The 19,181-nt window shown below is 57.8% G+C and carries 16 protein-coding genes and 3 pseudogenes; 4 read left to right on the plus strand and 15 right to left on the minus strand.

The window, feature by feature from the left end; genetic code table 11:
• Positions 1–220 precede the first annotated feature (220 nt).
• Positions 221–1,975 (plus strand): recombinase family protein, encoded by a 1,755-nt coding sequence (locus ACX3YD_RS32060; RefSeq protein ID WP_319298807.1) that lies wholly within the window; start codon positions 221–223, stop codon positions 1,973–1,975.
• Positions 1,911–2,849, plus strand: a complete 939-nt coding sequence (locus ACX3YD_RS32065) for a group II intron maturase-specific domain-containing protein (protein ID WP_319298808.1) — start codon at positions 1,911–1,913, stop codon at positions 2,847–2,849. Before ACX3YD_RS32060 ends, ACX3YD_RS32065 begins: the two co-directional genes overlap by 65 nt.
• Positions 2,850–3,072: 223 nt before the next feature.
• On the opposite strand, the pseudogene ACX3YD_RS32070 reads toward ACX3YD_RS32065, so the two are convergent.
• The 14 genes and pseudogenes from ACX3YD_RS32070 to ACX3YD_RS32135 form a co-directional block, all read right to left on the minus strand.
• A pseudogene (locus ACX3YD_RS32070) lies at positions 3,073–3,276 on the minus strand (hypothetical protein); the annotation flags it as partial.
• A gap of 144 nt (positions 3,277–3,420) precedes the next feature.
• Positions 3,421–4,413 carry a site-specific integrase gene (locus ACX3YD_RS32075; RefSeq protein WP_319298809.1) on the minus strand — a complete coding sequence of 331 codons (993 nt, stop codon included), beginning with the start codon at positions 4,411–4,413 and terminating at the stop codon, positions 3,421–3,423.
• Positions 4,410–5,354 (minus strand): tyrosine-type recombinase/integrase, encoded by a 945-nt coding sequence (locus ACX3YD_RS32080; RefSeq protein WP_319298810.1) that lies wholly within the window; start codon positions 5,352–5,354, stop codon positions 4,410–4,412. Before ACX3YD_RS32080 ends, ACX3YD_RS32075 begins: the two co-directional genes overlap by 4 nt.
• A complete protein-coding gene (locus ACX3YD_RS32085) occupies positions 5,354–6,589 on the minus strand; it encodes a site-specific integrase (protein ID WP_319298812.1) in 1,236 nt (411 codons plus the stop codon). Before ACX3YD_RS32085 ends, ACX3YD_RS32080 begins: the two co-directional genes overlap by 1 nt.
• 84 nt (positions 6,590–6,673) lie before the next feature.
• The gene (locus tag ACX3YD_RS32090; RefSeq protein WP_319298813.1) at positions 6,674–6,982 is read right to left on the minus strand and encodes a hypothetical protein; all 309 of its coding nucleotides are present in this window, start codon (positions 6,980–6,982) and stop codon (positions 6,674–6,676) included.
• 152 nt (positions 6,983–7,134) lie between these two features.
• Positions 7,135–8,499, minus strand: a pseudogene (gene tnpC, locus ACX3YD_RS32095) (IS66 family transposase); the annotation flags it as partial.
• Positions 8,500–8,517: 18 nt separating this feature from the next.
• Positions 8,518–8,877: an IS66 family insertion sequence element accessory protein TnpB gene (gene tnpB / locus ACX3YD_RS32100; RefSeq protein WP_319298814.1), complete on the minus strand. Its 360-nt coding sequence runs from the start codon at positions 8,875–8,877 to the stop codon at positions 8,518–8,520.
• Between the two features lie 538 nt (positions 8,878–9,415).
• Positions 9,416–9,937 (minus strand): annotated as a pseudogene (locus ACX3YD_RS32105) (IS5 family transposase); the annotation flags it as partial.
• A gap of 139 nt (positions 9,938–10,076) precedes the next feature.
• Positions 10,077–10,235: a hypothetical protein gene (locus ACX3YD_RS32110; RefSeq protein ID WP_319298815.1), complete on the minus strand. Its 159-nt coding sequence runs from the start codon at positions 10,233–10,235 to the stop codon at positions 10,077–10,079.
• A 16-nt stretch (positions 10,236–10,251) separates the two neighbouring features.
• Positions 10,252–11,682 carry an NAD-dependent succinate-semialdehyde dehydrogenase gene (locus ACX3YD_RS32115; protein WP_458962122.1) on the minus strand — a complete coding sequence of 477 codons (1,431 nt, stop codon included), beginning with the start codon at positions 11,680–11,682 and terminating at the stop codon, positions 10,252–10,254.
• Between the two features lie 16 nt (positions 11,683–11,698).
• Positions 11,699–12,751, minus strand: a complete 1,053-nt coding sequence (locus tag ACX3YD_RS32120; protein ID WP_458962123.1) for an alcohol dehydrogenase — start codon at positions 12,749–12,751, stop codon at positions 11,699–11,701.
• Positions 12,752–12,876: 125 nt separating this feature from the next.
• Positions 12,877–13,629: a glucose 1-dehydrogenase gene (locus ACX3YD_RS32125; RefSeq protein WP_144000676.1), complete on the minus strand. Its 753-nt coding sequence runs from the start codon at positions 13,627–13,629 to the stop codon at positions 12,877–12,879.
• A 29-nt stretch (positions 13,630–13,658) separates the two neighbouring features.
• A complete protein-coding gene (locus tag ACX3YD_RS32130) occupies positions 13,659–15,254 on the minus strand; it encodes a flavin-containing monooxygenase (RefSeq protein WP_458962124.1) in 1,596 nt (531 codons plus the stop codon).
• Between the two features lie 117 nt (positions 15,255–15,371).
• Positions 15,372–16,274, minus strand: a complete 903-nt coding sequence (locus ACX3YD_RS32135; protein WP_458962125.1) for an alpha/beta hydrolase — start codon at positions 16,272–16,274, stop codon at positions 15,372–15,374.
• A 263-nt stretch (positions 16,275–16,537) separates the two neighbouring features.
• Here ACX3YD_RS32135 and ACX3YD_RS32140 point away from each other — a divergent pair, with 263 nt between their 5' ends.
• Both ACX3YD_RS32140 and ACX3YD_RS32145 read left to right on the plus strand, forming a co-directional pair.
• On the plus strand, positions 16,538–17,503 hold the full coding sequence (locus ACX3YD_RS32140) for an IS481 family transposase (RefSeq protein ID WP_031312623.1): 966 nt from the start codon (positions 16,538–16,540) through the stop codon (positions 17,501–17,503).
• Between the two features lie 33 nt (positions 17,504–17,536).
• Positions 17,537–17,743: a transposase domain-containing protein gene (locus ACX3YD_RS32145; protein ID WP_103470362.1), complete on the plus strand. Its 207-nt coding sequence runs from the start codon at positions 17,537–17,539 to the stop codon at positions 17,741–17,743.
• A 293-nt stretch (positions 17,744–18,036) separates the two neighbouring features.
• On the opposite strand, the gene ACX3YD_RS32150 is transcribed toward ACX3YD_RS32145, so the two are convergent.
• A complete protein-coding gene (locus ACX3YD_RS32150; RefSeq protein ID WP_023049448.1) occupies positions 18,037–18,939 on the minus strand; it encodes a helix-turn-helix domain-containing protein in 903 nt (300 codons plus the stop codon).
• Positions 18,940–19,181 lie beyond the last annotated feature (242 nt).

The following is a 19,181-nucleotide window of genomic DNA, read 5'->3' on the forward strand; positions in this document are numbered from 1 at the left end:
GTCATCGATGTCGTCACCTCCACCGACGGGGAGCCTCAGCCATGACCCGACAGCCGCGCAACTGGCGCGTTCGCCTGGCTTTCGAGCCGAATCGATTCTCCGCCGAGCAGTTGGAGCGGGTCTATGAGCAGCTGAAGCCGACGGGCGCGCGTACCACGTCGGCGCCATCGAGATCCCAGCCTGCAGCGACAAAACGCACGAACGCGAAGCGGGGTGGGCGATGAGCGATACCCGGATGGTGGCGCTGTATGCCCGCGTGTCTTCGGATCAACAAGCCAAAAGCGGCACGATCGAAAGCCAGATTGCCGCGTTGAAGGAGCGCATTGCGGCCGATGGCGAGCAAATCGCCGAGGACATGCGCTTTATCGATGCGGGTGTCAGTGGCGCCACGCTGATTCGCCCGCAATTAGAACGGCTGAGGGATCGCGCGGCACTCGGCTTGATCGAGCGTCTCTACGTGCTGTCACCGGACCGCCTATCGCGAAAGTACGCGCACCAGGTTCTCCTCATCGAGGAACTATCGGCGTGCGGCGTCGAGGTCGTGTTCCTCAATCACGCCATCGGCGCGACCCCGGAAGAGGCGCTGTTGCTGCAGATGCAGGGCATGATCGCTGAATACGAGCGCGCCAAGATCATGGAGCGCAATCGTCGCGGCAAGCTTCATGGCGCGAAGCGCGGCAGTGTCAATGTGCTCTCGACGGCGCCCTATGGCTATCGCTACATCCGCAAGCAAGCCGATGGCACGCCGGCGCAGTATGTGATCGACCTGTCACAAGCGGCGACGGTGAGACAGATCTTTGCCTGGATTGGCGTCGAGCGTCTGAGCATCGGTGAAGTGGTGCGGCGTCTTGCCGAGGCGTGCGTCCCGACTGCATCGGGCAAACCGCACTGGGACCGCAGCGTCGTGTGGGGGATGCTGCAGAATCCGGCCTATATGGGCCGAGCGGCCTTTGGCAAGACGCAGGCGCGCGATCCCTTGCCCCGCGTGCGTGCACCGCGCCACAGCGCCGACACGCCCAAGAAAGGCTATTCCGCAGTGCGCACCGAACCGAGCGGCTGGATCGAAATCCCGGTGCCGGCGATCATCAACGAGGCGTTGTTTCTGGCCGTTCAGGAGCAACTCGACGAGAATCGCAAGTCGGCGCGGCAACGCCACCACGGTGCCGTCTACCTACTGCAGGGCCTGACAGTCTGCGGCCAGTGTCATTACGCCTATTACGGCAAAAAGGTCAGTAAAGCGGCGGGCAAGGGCCGCCAGCACTATGCCTATTATCGTTGCATTGGAACCGACGCCTACCGCTTCGGCGGCGCACGCCTCTGCGACAATCAGCAGGTGCGGACCGAGCGGCTCGACGAACTCGTGTGGCAGCAAGTCGTCGCGCTGCTGGCCCATCCTGACCGACTGAAGACCGAGTACCAACGCCGCCTGGACGTTCTCGAACAGACCGAAAGGGAGAGTGCCGATACGGCGGCGCTGGAGAGACAGAAGCTCCATCTGGAGAAAGGCAAGTCACGGCTCATTGACAGCTATGCGGAAGGGGTGATCGATAAAGCGGACTTCGATCCGAAGATTCGGCAGCTGAAGATCAAGCTCGAACAGATTGATCATCAGATCGAAGAGTCCCGGCGCCATGAGGCAGGACAATTCGAGCTGTTTCTCGTGATCAATCGTCTCGAAGAATTTGCCGCCGCCGTCAATGGCCGATTGAGCACGATCGACTTCGCCACGAAACGGGAGATCATCCGCGCGCTGGTAAAACGCATAGAGATCCACAAAGAAGAAATCATCGTCGTCTTTCGGGTCGACCCGGATCCGGGGTTCAATGCCGGCGAGGGCTCGCCGGATTCACAAGCGGGGGAGCAAAGTATGCAAGATCGTACGCGGAGTAATTTCCCCGGTGTTGGCCAACATGACGCTGGACGGGCTGGAAACGATGCTGGCGAAGAGGTTCCCTACCGCCAAATGGACAGGTAAGAAGCTGCGATTGGTACGGTATGCGGACGATTTCATCATCACTGGGTACTCCAAAGAGTGGCTCGAAAATGAAGTTCGCCCTGCCGTGGTTGAATTTCTGGCGGAGCGCGGTCTCGTGCTCTCTCAGGAAAAGACCAAAATCACGCATATAGGGAACGGGTTCGACTTTCTCGGCTGGAACGTGCGCAAGTACAACGGCAAGCTACTGATCAAACCGTCAAAGGCGAACATCAGTGCTCACCTTGCCAAGCTACGAGAGTCGATCAAGGCGAACAGAACGACACGGCAGACAAATTTGATAGGTTTGCTCAACCCGGTTCTACGGGGCTGGGCGAACTATCACAGTCATGTCGTCGCCAAGAAGGTCTTCAACCAGGTGGACAGCGCAGTGTGGGAAATGCTCTGGCGATGGGCGGTACGTCGCCACCCTCGCAAGACGCGACGATGGGTGAAGGATCGGTATTTCAAAGTACAAGGGGCGCGTCGATGGGTGTTCTCATGTGCTGAAAAATCCGCCGATGGTCGGAAGCGTCAGTACACGTTAGTGGACGCCTCGGACACGCCAATTGTGCGACATATCAAGATCAAGGCCGCTGCCAACCCTCACGACCCTGCATGGGATGAGTACTTCGAATCCCGATGGGGCAAAAGAATGCTTATCTCCCCAAAGGGTCGGGCCAAGCTATACCGGGTGTGGCTACAGCAAGGTGGCCGCTGCTGCGTATGCCTTAAACCGGTCACCAAAGACACACCATGGCACAGCCGCCATGGTGTGAAGCTGAGTCATGGTGGGACGGATGCGGCCGCTAATCTTGAGATCTACCACCTACGTTGCCCAAGGGATGTGCAATTTGCCAATGTCGACGATGTATAACCGGGTGCCCAATGGCGCCTTAGCAGAGGCTTGAGCCGTGTGCTGGGAAACTCGCATGCACGGTTCTTAGGGGGTTGGACGCGGGTAACCGCGTCTGACTACCCGACAACATCATCCGGCCGATCGCGGTGGGTAAGAATTATCCACAGTCGGAAATTATGTCGGGTATGCAGCAGTGGTGGCGGCGCGCCTGACTGCCAACCACTGCCGACTTTGCATAATTTCAGAGGCTTTCCAGAAACTTCAGCAGGGCGTCAGTCGGACGATAGCGCGTGCACTTGGTTTCAGGTGGGCCAATGGTGGCAAGCGCATGTTCCTTCATGGTTAGGTCGGCTTCGACATAACCGTGGGTGGTGACCGGGCTTTCGTGGCCCAACCATAGAGCGATGACGGTGATGTCCACTCCGGCCTGCAGCAGGTGCATGGCCGTCGTATGGCGTCTATGTCGCTGAAGACATAGGCGCCACTATCTACCCTTCCTGACTATGTCGAGTGACCCGGATGAGCTTTCACGATCGTTCGACAAATCGCGGGATGCCTTACAAATCACCCGACATAGTTTTTGTCTGCCCTACAGACTATTCAAGAAGTTCAGGAGCTGGTCTCCCGGTTTGTAGCGCCCGGGCGTGCCGTGCGGTGGAGCTGTCTTGGCAAGGGCCTGCTCCTTCATCTCGAGGTTCGCATCAAGATAGATCTGCGTGGTCTGCACCGATTCGTGTCCGAGCCACAATGCAATCACAGAACGATCAACGCCCGCTTGAAGCAGGTCCATGGCCATCGTGTGCCTTAAGCGGTGAACAGTTACTCGCTTCTGCTTCAACGAAGGGCACGCCTGCGAGGCCGTCAAGCGATGCTTGTTCAGCAAGTACTGCACGCCGTGGACGCTGAGACGCTCGCCCTTGGCACTGGGAAAGAGCACATCGCCGTCTCCGCGTTGTGGCTCGCGCAGCCAGGCTTTCAATACGGTGAGCGTGGACTTGGCGAGGGGCGTACAGCGTTCCTTGCGCCCCTTGCCAACCACGCGCACGTGAGCGCCGGCTCCAAGGATGAGGTCGTCGCGTTTGAGCCCGGTCATTTCAGACAAACGTAGCCCCGTCTGCACCGCTACCAGCAAAAAGGCGTGATCGCGCCGGCCAGACCACGTGTGCTGATCCGGCGCCGCCAGCAAGGCATCAACTTCGGCACGTGCGAGAAAGGGGAGCAAGTTGCGCGTGAAGCGCTTGCTGGGGATGGCGAGCACGCGCTGGATCTGCGCGGAGTGCTCGGGTGCCTCAAATGCCACGTAACGAAAGAAGGAGTGGATCGCGGTGAGGCGCAGATTACGGCTGCGAATGCTCACCCCTCTGCACTTCTCCAAGTCATCGAGAAACGCCACGATCAATGGGGCATCGATCTCCTCCAAGCTCAGCCGTGACGGCGGCTTGTGCAGCCGTTGCTGAACGAACTTCAGAAATTGACGAAAGGTATCGCGATAGGAGCTGATCGTGTGCGGACTCGCTTGCTGCATCAGGCGCTGGGTAAAGAAACGCTCCAACAGCGCAGCAAAGTTGGCAGAGGTGGTCATGGCCGATCCTCCCAGCGCCGCTCGAGCCGGCGCATCGCCTCGCGCATCAGTTCCGGAGAGCTGCTCAAATACCACTGCGTATCCTCGACGTGGACATGGCCGAGGTAGGCGGACAAGATCGGAAGCTGACGCTGCGGATCTTGGTCACATTTGTACCAGCGCACGAGGGTATTTGTCGCGAATGCGTGCCTCATGTCGTGCAGGCGTGGTCCGTGACTGTCCGATACCCCGCGTAATCCAATCTGCCGCGACAAGGCGTAGAAAGTTCGGTGAATATCTCCGCCGTCCAAACGATTGCCCGAGCTGGATACGAACAGGTAGGGGGACACCGGCCGTCCTGACCAATGACGGTTACGTCGCGCGATGTAGTCGGCAAGTACTTTGCAGGTGGAGCCATGCAAAGGGACGAGTCGAGACTTGCCGAGCTTGGTACCGTGAATCGTCAACACCGCCGCCTCGAGATCCACGTCCTGAAGCTGGAGGTTGCGCGCTTCGCCCAGGCGCAGGCCCGAGACGCTCAGTAACCCGAAAAGGCCATGGTAGGTCCACGGGCGCAGCGCACCGCGTTCATAGCGGCACGGCATCTTGAGCGCCGCGCCCAGCAAGCGCCGAATTTCCTCATCCGAGTACAGGTAGGGGCGCGCTCGCTTGGGTTGAAACGGCAACAAGCCCGGCGGCGGGATCTGCGTGCGTGGGTCCGTCGCACTGCGATGGCGAGCAAATCCGCGTACGAAACACAGTCGCTGCGCCCAGTGCGTCGATTGGACGTTTGAAGGTTGTTGTGCCCAGGCGAGCGCCAACTCATGCGTTACATAGTCGGCGCGGCGCTGCTCCATGAACGTGACGAAGTCATGCAGCGCCTTGCCTGCCTCGCGCAGCTTGAATCCCAAGCCGCGCCGCAGGCTCAGATACTCTTGAAGTGCCTGTCGCAGCGTGTTCATCACACACCCCCCGGCCACGGCAGCGCCAGTGTCCGCAATGCCGTGATGTCGACCTTGGTGTAGATCGTGGTGGTCTGTGGATGGCGATGACCCAGCAACTCACCGATCTCGCCCAGCGAGGCACCTTGGCGCAACATCTCGGAGGCCAAGCCGTGGCGAAACTGGTGCGCTCCCCTCGTAGGGGTATTGATGCCGGCGCGCTCAAGCGAATGCCGGACCAGGGAGCACACACCGCTCGCGCCCTGGAAACCGCGGCTCGGCGCTCTGGCTCGTAAAAATACGCGACGGCTGGCGCTACGCGGGCGCCCAAACTGCAGGTAGACAGCAATCGCTTCGCCGACCTCGACCGGCAAGGGAAGCTCGTATCGCTGGCCACCTTTGCCGCCCACATGCATCTGTCCCGCGTTCCAGTCAATGTCATCGAGTTCGAGAAATGCTACTTCACCCGAACGCAAGCCCATTCGTGCGAGCAACAGCAAGATCGCATAGTCACGGCGCCCTGTCGGCTGATCCCGATCGATGCTGTCCAGCAACTGACGGACTTGGTCTGCTCCAATCGCGCGCGGAATCGACGTCATCGACCAGTTGGCCACGACCGGCACGGCGGCGGCCAGGTCCAGGGTAATGTCGCCACGATAACGCGCATAGCGCAGAAAGGAGCGCAGTGCGGTGGTCATGAGCTTTGCCCGCTTCAGATGCAGACGTGGCACTCGGTGCTGCACAAATCCCACCACATCGCCGGCCCCCAGGCGCGGGAGAGTGGCGGGGCCCTCGCCAAACTGGTGCTTGAGAAAATCCCGAACGAACGGCACGTAGTTGATGATCGTTGCTGTGGCCAAACCACGTGCTTCACACAGATACTGCGCATAGTCCTGGACACAGTGCTCAACTGCGGTCAGTCGGGCGGGCTCGACCTTCTCCTTGGGAATCACGCCTTCACCACGCAGAAAGGTAATGAGGTGTTGCAGCGCCGCCGTATCACCGCGACCAGGGCGCAGATGCCGGGCGCGATCACGTAAATACTCGACGGCGTGCGCACTGCAGATGCTTTGCACCTGGATTCCGCGTTGCCCTAGCCATCGACTAAAACCCGCAGCGATCCGGACGTGCCGCCTCAGCGAAAAGGCGCGGTACCCCTGTTCGCCCACGAAGTTCGCAAATGACACAAGGTGTGCCGCCACCGGCCCTTCAGGCGGCCGCAATAGAACGACTTGCTCATGGATGAAGTAGGTCATGATCGACTCCTCTCCCCGAATGACGGGGGTTGCTGAGAGGAGTCCAGATTATCTTTCTCTAGGTTGCCGCAAGTACTTGATAAATCAGGAGCTGACAACAGGACAAGACATAGTCAGGAAGGGTAGATAGTGCCGTAGCGTATGTGGTGACACCTTGCGTTGCTGCAACTGGGGACACTTCTTTGTCGCCACGGTGACAGCCAAGGCAATCGCCTCACCGGTGGGCACTGGAAGGGGAAATTGCTGCAGAGCATGCAAATAGAGGCCGATTGTGCGCTTAGCGTAGCGCTGGACAAGTAGGGCTTCGACGTAAGGAACGGCGGTGGCGCTGAGCGGGCTGTCGTTGAGCTCGTCGCGGCAAGAAAGTCTCGCCAGGTATTGATCCGCAGACATGATGGGCTCCTGTAGAGGGACGGGCCCTACAGGAAACCACCGAAAATTATGGCGTGTCCGAAACGCGCCAGGAGACCCGTAAAGCAGGCGGACTATGCGATCACGAAACCGAGTACGGGCGAACTGAGCATAATTTCCGACTGCGGATAATTGCGGCCGATGACGAAGGGGCGGATGGCGCGTTCGGCGGCGTTGTTATCGATCGGCAGGTGCCCGCCTTCGACGTAGCGCACCAGTCGGCTCCAGTTGCTGGCCAGGTAATTCAGCGCTTTGCCCAGGGCGTTCTGCGCAGTGATCTGGGGCTGGGTTTTCTCCAGCCAGGTTTGCAACTGGGTCAGGATCGGCAGGCTGTGTTGCTGACGGCCCTGATGGCGTTGCTCGGCGCTGGCTTCCTTGAGGTCGCGTTCGATGCTGTACAGCTTGTTGATCAGGTTCAGTGCCACGTCGGAACGCCCGGTTTTGCCCTTGGGCTGCACCTTCTGTGCTTCGATAAATTTACGCCGCGCATGCGCCCAGCAGGCCAGGCGCTCGACGCCCGCCTGTGCGGCCACAGCGTTATAACCGGCGTAGTCGTCGGTCATTAAATAACCGCGATAACCGGCGAGCAGGCGCAGGGGTATCTCCTGCGCACGGCTGGTTGTGTAGTCGAAGAGGATCACCGGTTTGTCCGGCGGGCCGCCGGTTTTCACCCACATCCAGGATTGGCTGCTCGGCTCACGCCCCGGCTCTTTGAGCACCTGCACACGGGTTTCGTCGCAGTGCAGCAGCGGGTAGTCCAGCAGTTTGTCGCGCATCAGGTTGAGCAAGGGTTGCAGGTGCGCAGCGCTCTGGATCACCCAGCGCGCCAGGGTTTGCCGTGGGATGTCGATGCCGTGGCGGCTGAGCATCTTTTCGAAGCGATACAGCGGGATGCCGTCGACATACTTGGTGCTCAGCAACATCGCCAGCACGCTGGGGCTGGCCAGGCTTTTTTCGATCAGTTGCGCCGACTTGTCAGCAGTCTCCGGGGCGGCCTCACAGCCCTTGCAGGCGTAGGTCTTGCGGATGTGTTTGATCACCCGCACCTGCATCGGGATGATTTCCAGCTGCTCGCTGGTCTCTTCACCGATCACCTGCTTGCGGCAACCGCATTCGCAGGTCAGCTCGTGCTCGGGCAGCTCGTGGATGACTTCGACGCACGGCAACTCGGCTGGCAGTGGCTTGCGCTTGCCACGACGCTTGGTCGGCGCGACGACTTCTTCCTCAATCTCTTCGGCAGCAGCTTCGGGCGCGGCTTCGGTGAGGCTTTCGGCTTCGTTGAAGATCTCCAACTGCGGCGAGTCAGGATCGGCGGTCTGCTCGGATTTACGGCCGAACAGGCGCTGAATCAGCAGCGCGTTTTGTTCGCGCAGGTGCTCGATCTGCCCGTCCTTAGCCCGCATCTCCTTATCTTTCGCAGACACCTGTTCATGCAGCGACAGCAGAAGCTGTTTCAGCAAAACCGGATCATCGGGAAGGGTTTCGGGCACGGAAATCATGCCGTGGATTATACCGGCTCAGGTGACGAAACGTGGCGTCAGCACCTTGTGCGGTTGGTTGCCCCAGAGGTCGATTCCCTCCAGTAACTGGTTCAACTCCCGCACAGTCAGTTCGATGGCTTCATCACCCGCATCTGGCTTGGTCTTGAAACGCTCAGCCTCCAGGCGCTTGAGCCACAAACAGAAGCCGTTGCGATGCCAGTACAGAACTTTCACTTGGCTGCGCGTGCGATTGAGGAAGACGAACAGCACGGGGTCGAACACCGCCACCTTGATATCCAAATCGACCAGGGCGGCCAGGCCATTGATGGATTTGCGGAAATCAACCGGCTTGGGGTAGAGGTAAACGGTTTTGACCCTGGGGTCGGGACGCATCATGAGCTGGCTCCAGAAAGAAATCGGGAGCACAGCATCAGGTTGTGCAGGGGTCATTTGAAGGTGGGGTTTATGGAGCGCTTACGCATCAACAGCTTGCTTTACAGCTCACCTGCCGAAATCGGCAACGCTACGGGCTTACCCTGTTCCGCATGGATTTCCGAACGGGTCGGGCTCCTCGATTTCGCCGGCGGCACCACATCCACGAGGGGCTATCGGTAAGAGCCCCTGCCTGTCCGCATACCTTTTGGTTCAAGCCTGTCAGCATCTTAGGCTTGGCTACTATGACGACGTTTATATGAGGTTCACTTGTGTTAGCCGTACCCGTTCATCCCTAGCACCTCTCCGCCTTGATGCTGGCAGATTCAGTCTGGCCTCGCGGTTCGACCTACCGAAATATCGGCGGTTACATTGTCCCCAGAGCTTCAGACCCGGCTGTTGCCGGCCACGCCTGTCTGGGTAGGGAACGAGTGGTGGAACAGTCGGTTCCGTCGGGCGTTAACCTGCGGAACAGAAACCCATGCGACTTTCAGGTCGCACTGCCGAAATAGAATTGGTTGCCTTTCTTGGTCTGATGCATCTCAGGGTCGCGCTTGCCTTCCTTATTCTTGGTCGAACTGGGCGCATGAATGATCGTGGCATCGACGATGGTGCCGTGGCGCAGCAGTAAGCCGCGGTCGCCGAGGTAATCATTAATGACGCCCAGAATCCCGGCGGCCAGGTCGTGTTTCTCCAGTAGGCGGCGGAAGTTGAGGATGGTGGTTTCATCCGGGATGCGCTCCAGGCTCAGCCCGGCAAAGTGGCGCAAAATCGTGGTCTCGTAGAGTGACTCCTCCATCGCCGGATCGCTGTAGCCGAACCAGTTCTACATCAGGTGAACACGCAAAATCGCCATCAACGGGTATGAAGGCCGTCCACCTTCGCCTTTGGGGTAATGCGGTTCGATCAAAGCGATCAACCCCTTCCACGGCACCACCTGATCCATCTCGATCAGAAAGCGTTCACAACGGGTTTGCTTACGCTTACCAGCGTACTCAGCATCGGCGAAGGAGATCTGCTTCATTGATTCACTCGAAAAAACGGATGGGCGTATTTCACCAGATTCGGGAAGTCTTTTTCAGAGTTTCCTTAAGTGCTTGCCAATGATCAGTTGCTGGGTCTGGACGGTACCTTCATACGGGCGCACATCGCGATAAAAGCGCTCAACCTTGTATCCGTTGATATGCCACAGGTCTGCGCTGATACATGCGCTTGTTGCCACAGTAATCGTCGCCGTCTTTCACGGCGCGATTACTGAGCGTGGCTGCATCCGATCCGACATCGGGCTCGGTCAGTGCGGTAAAAACCTGTTCGTTGGCCACTGCACACTCAAGTCAGTTAATTGAGTTGGGTCACGAATTTGGTCGTGAGGTAGCCGTCGAAGGTTTCGCTACCGCCCTCACTGCCGTAGCCACTGTCCTTGATGCCGCCGAAGGGCGTCTCCGCGACGGCGAGCCCCAGATGGTTGATCGACACCATACCTGCCTCAAGCCCACGGGAGATGGTATGCGCGTTCTTACTGGACGTTGTGAAGGCGTAGGATGCCAGGCCAAACGGCAAGCGATTAGCGCGCTGCAAGGCCTCCTCCACTGTTTTGAAGCGCACGATACCGGCCAGCGGTCCAAACGGTTCGTCGTTCATGAAGCGGGAATCTTCCGGCAAATCGGTCATTACGGTGGGTGCAAAGAAGTTGCCGTCTCCCGGTAACGCACTTCCACCTGTCAGGATGCTCGCCCCCCGTTGCCGCGCATCCTCAACAAACCTTTCCATGGCGGTGACGCGACGATGTTGCGCTAATGGCCCCATCTGGGTGCCAGCCTCCAGGCCATCGCCCACCTTCAAGGACTGGGCTTTGGCCACGAAGCACTCGACGAAGCGGTCATAGGCCCCTTCTTGAACAAAAAAGCGTGTGGGGGAAATACAGACCTGCCCCGCGTTGCGGAACTTGAAACCGGCCAGCGCTTCCGCAGCGCTGTCGATGTCGGCATCGTCACACACGATCACTGGCGCGTGGCCGCCTAGCTCCATCGTGCAGCGTTTCATCAGGGAGCCCGCCAGCGCAGCCAGATGCTGGCCCACCGGGGTCGAGCCCGTGAACGAGATCTTGCGCACGACCGGCGACTTGATCAGGTGGTCCGAGATCATCCCTGAGTCCCCTGAGACCAAGTTCAGCACACCCGGCGGAAGACCGGCATCGTGGAACAGCTGAGCGATGGCGACCACCGCACTGGGTGTATCGCTGGAGCCCTTGAGGATGACTGAACACCCGGCGCCCACTGCTGCCGCCACCTTGCGGAAGGCCTGGCTGAAAGGGAAGTTCCACGGAGAGAACGCGACGCACACGCCAATCGGCTCGCGCAAGACCATCTGTTGCACCTGACTATTGCGTGCCGGGATGAGCCGACCGTAGATGCGGCGGCATTCCTCGGCATGCCAGTCGGCATGTTCGGCGCAAATGGTCACTTCGCCCACCCCCTCAGCCAGGGGCTTGCCTTGCTCCAGTGTGATGTTGCAGCCGATGGTCTGTGCGCGCTCGCGCATCAGTTCACCCACCTTGCGCAGGATCTGACTACGCTGCAAGGGCGAGCTGTGCCGCCAGGACTCAAACGCGCGCTGCGCGCTCGACAGAGCCAAATCCAGATCAGCGTGCGTGGCGTGCGGCAATTTTCCGATCGGAAGATTCGTGGCAGGATTCAGCACATCCTGTTCACGGCGGCCTCCGCCTTGAAGGAATTGGCCATCAATATAAAGACTAAGCTCGGTATACATGGGGGCCTCCGAAGTTTCAGGGAATAAGGACCGTACGGCCGATCACCTTGCCGTTATGCAGGTCCTGCATGGCGGCGTTGACTTCGGACATAGGGCGGCGTGTCACGGGAATCGCAGACATTCCTGTACGCTTAACCAACTTCACCAACTCCCGTAACTCGGCCAGTGAGCCGACATAGCTGCCTTCAATAGTCAGCGGGCGCATCGGGATCACTGGCAGCGACAGGGTAATGTCGCCCCCCATCAGGCCGCAGATGACGATGTGCCCACCACGCGCACAACTCGCGATGGCCAGGGTTACCGTCGCCGTAGCGCCCACCAGATCAAGGACTGCACGCGCACCACCGTCGGTGGCTTGCATGATCTGTTGTGCGGCATCAGCGGCCTTGCCGTCGATGGCCGCTAACGCACCAGCCGCGAGCGCTGCCTCGCGCTTACTCGCGTCGATATCGACCACGACAGCGCCTTTGGCACCCATTGCCTTGAGTACCTCAATAGCCATCAGGCCCAGACCGCCGGCACCGATGATGACCACCGGACCTTCATGAATACGGTTACCAAACTTGGAGATAGCACTAAAAGTCGTTACACCAGCGCAAGCCAGCGGTGCCGCCTCTGCGTCGTCAAGTCCCTCGATATCCACTAAGTAGCGCGGATGCGGCACGACGACGTACTCGGCAAACCCTCCCGCCCGCATGACGCCCAACGCCTGCGGTTTGATGCAGATATTTTCCTCGCCGCGCTGGCAGGCTGCACATTCACCACAACCAATCCACGGGTGTACAAGGCTGCGCATACCAATCTTTAGGTCTCCCGCCTCGCTGCCAGCAGAGATGACTTCACCACATACTTCGTGGCTGAGGATCATCGGCGGCTTGATTCCGCGATCGGCTAGCATCAGGCGCTTGCCAGCGCCCAGATCGTAAAAACCTTCCCACAGGTGAAGGTCGGTATGACACAAACCGGCAGCTTTCACCCGCAACAGCACCTCGGTGCCCTGCGGTTGCGGGATCGGTTTGTCTGTCAGCTCTAGCGGCTGGCCGTGGTGTGTGACGCAATAACAACGCATAGAATGCCTCTTGATTGAAGATAGGAAGTTGAAGCTGCTGAGCGCGAGCGTTTGGCAAGTCGATCATGAAGTCCAGGCTAGATGCGCAGCCCGGCAGCAAGATCAACTCGTCGACCGTGCCTGCGTCAGTTGGCGGTGTAGCCGCCATCGACCACCAGCTCTGCGCCATGCACGAAGGACGACTCGTCCGACGCGAGGAAGAGCACTGCCTGTGACACTTCGATTGGCTGAGCCGGACGCTTGAGCAGGGTTGGTCCGAGCAGGGCCGGGCGGATGACGGAGTCAGCCAGCAGATCCCGCGTCATTTGTGTCTCAATTACGCCTGGATGCACCGAGTTGACACGGATGTTGAAGGGGGCCAGATCCACCGCGCACGACTTGGTGAACATGCGTACAGCTCCCTTGGATGCTTGATAGGCGCTGGCACCGGGGGCGCCGACCAAACCATAGATGGACGATACGTTAACGATATTGCCTTTGCCTGCTTTCTTCATGAATGGAATGACCGTCCGCGTGCCAATGAAGACACTACGCGCGTTAACATCGAAGATGCGGTCCCAGTCCTCATTGGTCGTGTCTTGCACAGGCTTTAAAATAAGGATACCGGCGTTGTTGATCAGCACGTCGATGCGACCTGCACGTTCGATAACCTGCCCCACCGCTGCATGCCAGTCAGCCTCGTTTGTTACATCCAGTTTCAGGAAGTCGGCCTTGCCGCCGCTCTTGCGGATACCGGCCACCGTGGTCTGGCCCAATTCCACATTCATGTCTGCCACAAACACCCATGCACCGTGCGAAGCGAGCAGTTCGCTGTGCGATTGCCCCATGCCCATTGCGCCGCCGGTAACGATAATGACTTTGTCTTGTACGCGATTCATGTTGCCCCCCTTAGTTTTCAAGTGATTTTTTACTGAAACTGGAAGCCTTGATAACCTTGATTTCGGACTTCGGTGAGCTGCTGCCGATAGGCACCGAGTCCGGCCAGGTAGAAGTACACGGTGTTGGTTTTGCCTGGGATATTGGCGCCGAAAATCCATGACTCTGCTTTCGGGAAAAGTGTCATGTTCGCAATGTCCTGGCAGGTCTTGGTCCAGCAGGCCTCGGCCTCGGGCGTAGGCTCCACCGTCTTGAGGTTCTTGGCATTGGTTTCCTGGATCAGGTCGCTAATCCACTCGACCTGGGTCTCGATTGAAGGCGGCAAGTTGGTGAAGGGGCCGTTGGGGCCTAGTACCATGAACATGTTGGGGTAATTCACGTTCGCAACTCCGAGGTAGCTGCTCGGACCGGCCTTCCAGTGGTCTTGGATGGTCAGGCCTTTACGGCCTCGGATATCGATCTTGGTGTAGTTACCGTCCACCGCATCGAAGCCGGTGGCAAAGATCAGCATATCCAACTCATGTTCGACCCCATCTGCGGTTTTCACCCCTTTGGGGGTGATCTCTGCTATCGGGTTGGCCTTGACGTCCAGCAGGCTCACGTTCGGGCGGTTGTACGTTGCGTAGTAACCGCTGTCGCACAGAGGGCGCTTAGCGTACAGGTCGTTCGGCGTGAGCTTGCGAGCAGTTTCCGGATCCTTGACGATTTCGGCAATCTTGGACCGGATGAAATCCTGCGCGGCCTTGTTGGCACGTTCGTCTGTGGCGATGTCGCAGAAGGTTTCAAACATGAAACGAAAGCCGCCACCATTTTCCCAAGCCTTCTGGAAGACTGCCTGGCGTTCCTCATCAGAAACACTCATCGCCGGCACCGTGCTTTCCTCGAAGCCGAAGGCGACCATGGAGTTTTTCACTTGCTCCCAGATTTTGTCGTAATTCTTCTTGATGTTGTCGACATACTCTCTGCTGACCGGGCCGTTACCGACCGGTACGCTGTATTGCGGCGAACGCTGGAACACTGTGAGATGCTCGACCTGTGGCGCAATGGCGGTGATCACCTGGGTACCTGTGGATCCTGTACCGATCACGCCCACACGTTTTCCCTCGAACTGAACATCCTGGGGCCAGTTACCCGTGTGGTAACACTCTCTCTGGAAGGTCTCTAGGCCTTTAATTTTTGGAATATTAGTGGCGGAGAGCAGACCAAGCGCAGTCACGATAAACTTGGCAGTGTACGACTCACCCGTGTCGGTATGCACCTCCCAGAGGTTAGTCGTTTCGTTGAAATGCATCGCGGTGATCCCAGTATTGAACTGGATATCCTTGCGCAGATCATGGCGGTCCGCCACTTTCTCGAGGTATTTGAGGATTTGCGGCTGGGTAGTGTACCGACTGGTGATATCCATCTCCTGCAACAGTTCTTTGTCCCACGAATAGCAGTAAACATGGGTTTCAGTATCGGACAGGGCGCCCGGATAGCGGTTCCAGTACCACGTTCCGCCCACATCACCTGCCTTGTCGAAGACGCGAACATTGAGACCCTGCTCGTCGCGCAGTTTTTTCAGCATATACAGACCGCCAAACCCTGCGCCAACGACGATGGCGTCGAAATCTTTAGTTGCTACCACGACGTTTCTCCTTTTTATGGCCAAAGCTCCGCCTGGCGGAAGCCTGTGCCCGCATTAACTTTTTGAGATGATGAAGCTCCGGGCAGCTAAACCCGGAAATAGCAAGGGGCTACCCCGTCACGCGGATTTGAACCACTTAGCGATATGGCTGAGCTCGGCATCGGCCTCGAGGGCACGCCCCGCCAAGATCGGGAATACGTGCTGCATGCCATCCACTACAGACAGGGTCACATCCACACCGGCGGTCTTGGATATTTTTTCCAAGTCAGTGGCGTTGTCGAGTAGCGTCTCTAGCGAGCCAACCGAGATATACAGGCGCGGGAATTCCTGGTAGTTGGCTTTAAGTGGATTAGTAAGCGGATTGGTTCGCGAACCGGTCTCGCCAAGGAACATACCCGACATCCTCTGAAGAACAGCTTTACTCACCAACGCGTCAGTTGCATGGTTGGCCTCCAGAGTCTGGCCAATATGCTCCATATCGAGCCATGGGGAAAAAACGATGACGGAACCCGGCAAGGCCATGCCCTCGTCGCGCAATTTGAGCACTGTTGCAATTGCGAGGTTGCCGCCAGCCGAGTCACCGCTTGTCGTAATGTTTTGCGATTTGAAGCCGCGTTCAAGAAGCTCGCGGTACACGGCTGTCGCATCCTCTATCTGTGCGGGAAAGGGATGCTCGGGTGCACGACGGTAGTCGATGACAACCGCTGTGACACCCAATTGTTTGGCAAGATGTCCTGCAAACTTGCGGTGGCTCGCGGCTGACCCAACAGCGAAGCCCCCCCCATGGGTGTACAGAATCACCTTGGAGGAATCGGCGCTCTCCGGCAGCGCCCAGATGGACTCGACTCCAGCAACAACGTCTGATTTGTAGGTCACACCCTCGGGCTCCAGCGTAGGCTGGTGCCATTCGTCAAACAGGCTGCGTAAGTCAGCAATTGTCAGATTGGGATTGGCCGCCATACGGTCGGTCCAGGACTGATACAGAGCGCGCAGAAAATCTGCTTCGGAAGAGGTATTCATGCTAATTGGCTCTATTATTATTGTGAGTGTGGAACAGCTAGCACGTATACTGATTGTTGAACCGATTGGGGGTATTGAACGTTTTTTACATTTTTTGGAATAGAATTGCTAATCGCGGGCGGCCAAAGGGCACCTCTAAAAACACAGATCCGGGCTTAGCCAGACGGCAAAAAAGTGCAGTTCCTTACATTCGAGCACCGGGTTAGGTGTGCAGTCCCGGGAAGTCATGGTGCATTCTTGAACCCTCATCAGGAGGATGCGCTATGGCAACAGGTCTTCATGGCTCAGCCCGCACAACGCCGCGAGTTCGAGCCGAGCTCCAAGCGTCGCAAGAGTCGACGCGCGCCCTTGCCGCCCGCTACGGACTGAACGTCAAAACCGTAGCCAAGTGGCGTACGCGCTCGACGACAGCTGACAAGCCTATGGGGCCTGCCAAGCCGCGTAGCGTCCGACTCTCGGATGCTGAGGAAGCGATGGTGGTCGAGCTCAGGCGCTGCACCCTGCTTCCCTTGGACGACCTGCTGGGGCATCTGCGTGAACCCCTCCCTCAACTGACTCGCAGTGCCTTGCATCGCTGCCTGGTACGCCATGGCATCAGCAGACTGCCCAGCAAAGAGCCGGTCGGAGCCAAGCATGGAAAGTTTGCGCCAACCGAAATTGGCTACCTGCATATCGACAGCAGTGAGCTCCGTCTGGAGCAGGGAAAACAGCACATGTTCCTGGCGATTGATCGCGTCACCAAGTTCACCCATGTGGCGTTTTTCGATGCTGCAACAAAGCAGAACGGCGCGGCGTTTCTCGAAGAGGTGGTGACGGCATACCCGTACACCATTCACACAGTTCTCACGGACAACGGCGTGGCGTTCACCGAGCAGCCACGGTATCGCAACGGCCTGACCAATCGGTTTGGTGGGCACATTTTCGACCGTGTCTGCCAGGAGCATGGCATCAAGCACAAGCTCACCAAGCCCTATCACCCGTGGACCAACGGACAGGTCGAGCGCATGAATCGCACCGTGAAGGAGGCCACCATCAAGTCGTTCCACTATCCGGACTTCGATGCGCTGAAGGCCCATGTGCGGGCCTTTGTTACGGCATACAACTTTGCCAAGCATCTGAAGGCTTTACGGTGGCGTACTCCGTTCAAAACGATCTGTGATGCCTGGACTCGAACGCCGAACCGTTTCAAGCTTGACCCGCACCACCTCATCCCGGGACTGCACACCTAGGCTCTCGCAGAGCATCGTGAATGGCCGTCTGCCGTGCGCAACCAGCGACCTTGCTCAGGCCATTTCCCGGAGACTCGACCTCCGCTTGGGGTTGTAGAACGCCGATTTAACGCACGAGTCAGGGGTCTGGAGCCCAATGCGTGGCTGCGCTACGTCCTCGAACGCCTACCGCAGGCGCGCAGAGTAGAGGACTGCGAAGCGCTGCCGCCGTGGGCCTACAAACCAGCGACGACAATGTAACGCACCGACTCCATCGTCGGCAGATGGAGTTTACGGAGCGTTTTCCTCGCTCTGCCTGCACAATTATGATTGGCTTCAAGAGGAATCCTGTGATGCGCAACAAGTGAGAGAAAGAAAGTTTTCGCGTATTTTCGGAGAATGGAGAGCCCCATGGAGGCTCCGCCACCCGCGCGCGTGGCAAACAGCTCGAAATATGCGAAAAATTTTCTTTCGGAGCTTATCACCCGATATGGATGTTCATGATCAGCACGTCCGTGCACGTATAACTTCCTCAAAAGCCCTATCTTTAGGTATTATTTTTTATATCCATGCATTGCAGTCGATCGACTATACTCCGTCGGTGTCACGTTGAGAAATTTTCGGAAGAGGCGCGTCATGTGACTCTGGTCGGAGAATCCGCTACAGGCAGCGACAACCTTCAACGGCATGTCCTGGCGCGCAATTAACTGCTTTGCATGCTCAATCCGTTGCCGCATCACATAGACATGCGGAGAGCAGTTAAACTCGTTCTGGAATTTCCGAATAAGACTGAATACGGTTAGATTTGTCAGCCCGGCCATATCCTCCAGCGAAATATTCTGATCGATATTCTCCTTAATGTATTGAACAAGGAGCCCACACTGTGCCGACGAGAGCTTCCCATAGGCGCAATGTTCTCGAAAAATGATGTTCGCGTAGCGGCGCAACACATGAATACACAATTGGTTTTTCAGCGACTCCACGTAAAGACTTCCCCCAAGCCCGCCCTCTTTCAATTCACTTTCAAGCATCGCCACCAAAGTTGGCAGGGTCGGATCTTTGGCGCTGACCAGATCGTACATTTCGACGTCCTTGATGTCGCGCTCGAACACCTCGCCTGCGACACGCGCGACGGCGGCTTGTGATAGGTACAGGTGGGAAACATCGATCGGTTTGTTCCAGCGCCATTGTGATTGCTCGCCGCGGGTGAGAATCGACATGACGCCGGGCTCTACTGTTTCGGAATGCCATGGCCCACTGCTACGCCGACTCATCTCGGACATGCCGCGCTTATAGATGACGATCATGAAATCACGCATCTCAGGTATCGCTACGTCCAGATCGGTGTAGCGATACCCCTTAAGCGTCATGCCTTCCCAAGATAGGGGAGCGCTGTCTAAGGTGAGTTCACCCGGAATCCACTTTGGTACTTGTTCTGGCGAGATAAGTTTTTTCATCTTACTTTCTGCCTCTTATGTCTCCATGTGGTCTGGAACCAATGCTCTCTCGCATTGTTTTTCCATTCCATCAAAGACTTTCTTATATTTTTTTTCAGCATTTTGCATGAGTCAAAAAATGACTTTTCTATTCGACAACCCTGCATTTCAAACGAATTAGCTATCAATCCAGCATGCCCTCAAAGCACACCACAACTCCTGCTGATCGTCAAGGCATGAAGGGATGCTTTCCGACTTACAGC

It is taken from the genome of Pseudomonas fluorescens group sp. PF-1, assembly GCF_054481335.1.

Coding starts and splice junctions, on each gene's coding strand:
- ACX3YD_RS32060 (WP_319298807.1), top strand. CDS start 221: ATGAGCGATACCCGGATGGTGGCGCTGTATGCCCGCGTGTCTTCGGAT.
- ACX3YD_RS32065 (WP_319298808.1), top strand. CDS start 1,911: ATGACGCTGGACGGGCTGGAAACGATGCTGGCGAAGAGGTTCCCTACC.
- ACX3YD_RS32075 (WP_319298809.1), bottom strand. CDS start 4,413: ATGACCACCTCTGCCAACTTTGCTGCGCTGTTGGAGCGTTTCTTTACC.
- ACX3YD_RS32080 (WP_319298810.1), bottom strand. CDS start 5,354: ATGAACACGCTGCGACAGGCACTTCAAGAGTATCTGAGCCTGCGGCGC.
- ACX3YD_RS32085 (WP_319298812.1), bottom strand. CDS start 6,589: ATGACCTACTTCATCCATGAGCAAGTCGTTCTATTGCGGCCGCCTGAA.
- ACX3YD_RS32090 (WP_319298813.1), bottom strand. CDS start 6,982: ATGTCTGCGGATCAATACCTGGCGAGACTTTCTTGCCGCGACGAGCTC.
- tnpB (WP_319298814.1), bottom strand. CDS start 8,877: ATGATGCGTCCCGACCCCAGGGTCAAAACCGTTTACCTCTACCCCAAG.
- ACX3YD_RS32115 (WP_458962122.1), bottom strand. CDS start 11,682: ATGTATACCGAGCTTAGTCTTTATATTGATGGCCAATTCCTTCAAGGC.
- ACX3YD_RS32120 (WP_458962123.1), bottom strand. CDS start 12,751: ATGCGTTGTTATTGCGTCACACACCACGGCCAGCCGCTAGAGCTGACA.
- ACX3YD_RS32125 (WP_144000676.1), bottom strand. CDS start 13,629: ATGAATCGCGTACAAGACAAAGTCATTATCGTTACCGGCGGCGCAATG.
- ACX3YD_RS32135 (WP_458962125.1), bottom strand. CDS start 16,274: ATGAATACCTCTTCCGAAGCAGATTTTCTGCGCGCTCTGTATCAGTCC.
- ACX3YD_RS32140 (WP_031312623.1), top strand. CDS start 16,538: ATGGCAACAGGTCTTCATGGCTCAGCCCGCACAACGCCGCGAGTTCGA.
- ACX3YD_RS32150 (WP_023049448.1), bottom strand. CDS start 18,939: ATGAAAAAACTTATCTCGCCAGAACAAGTACCAAAGTGGATTCCGGGT.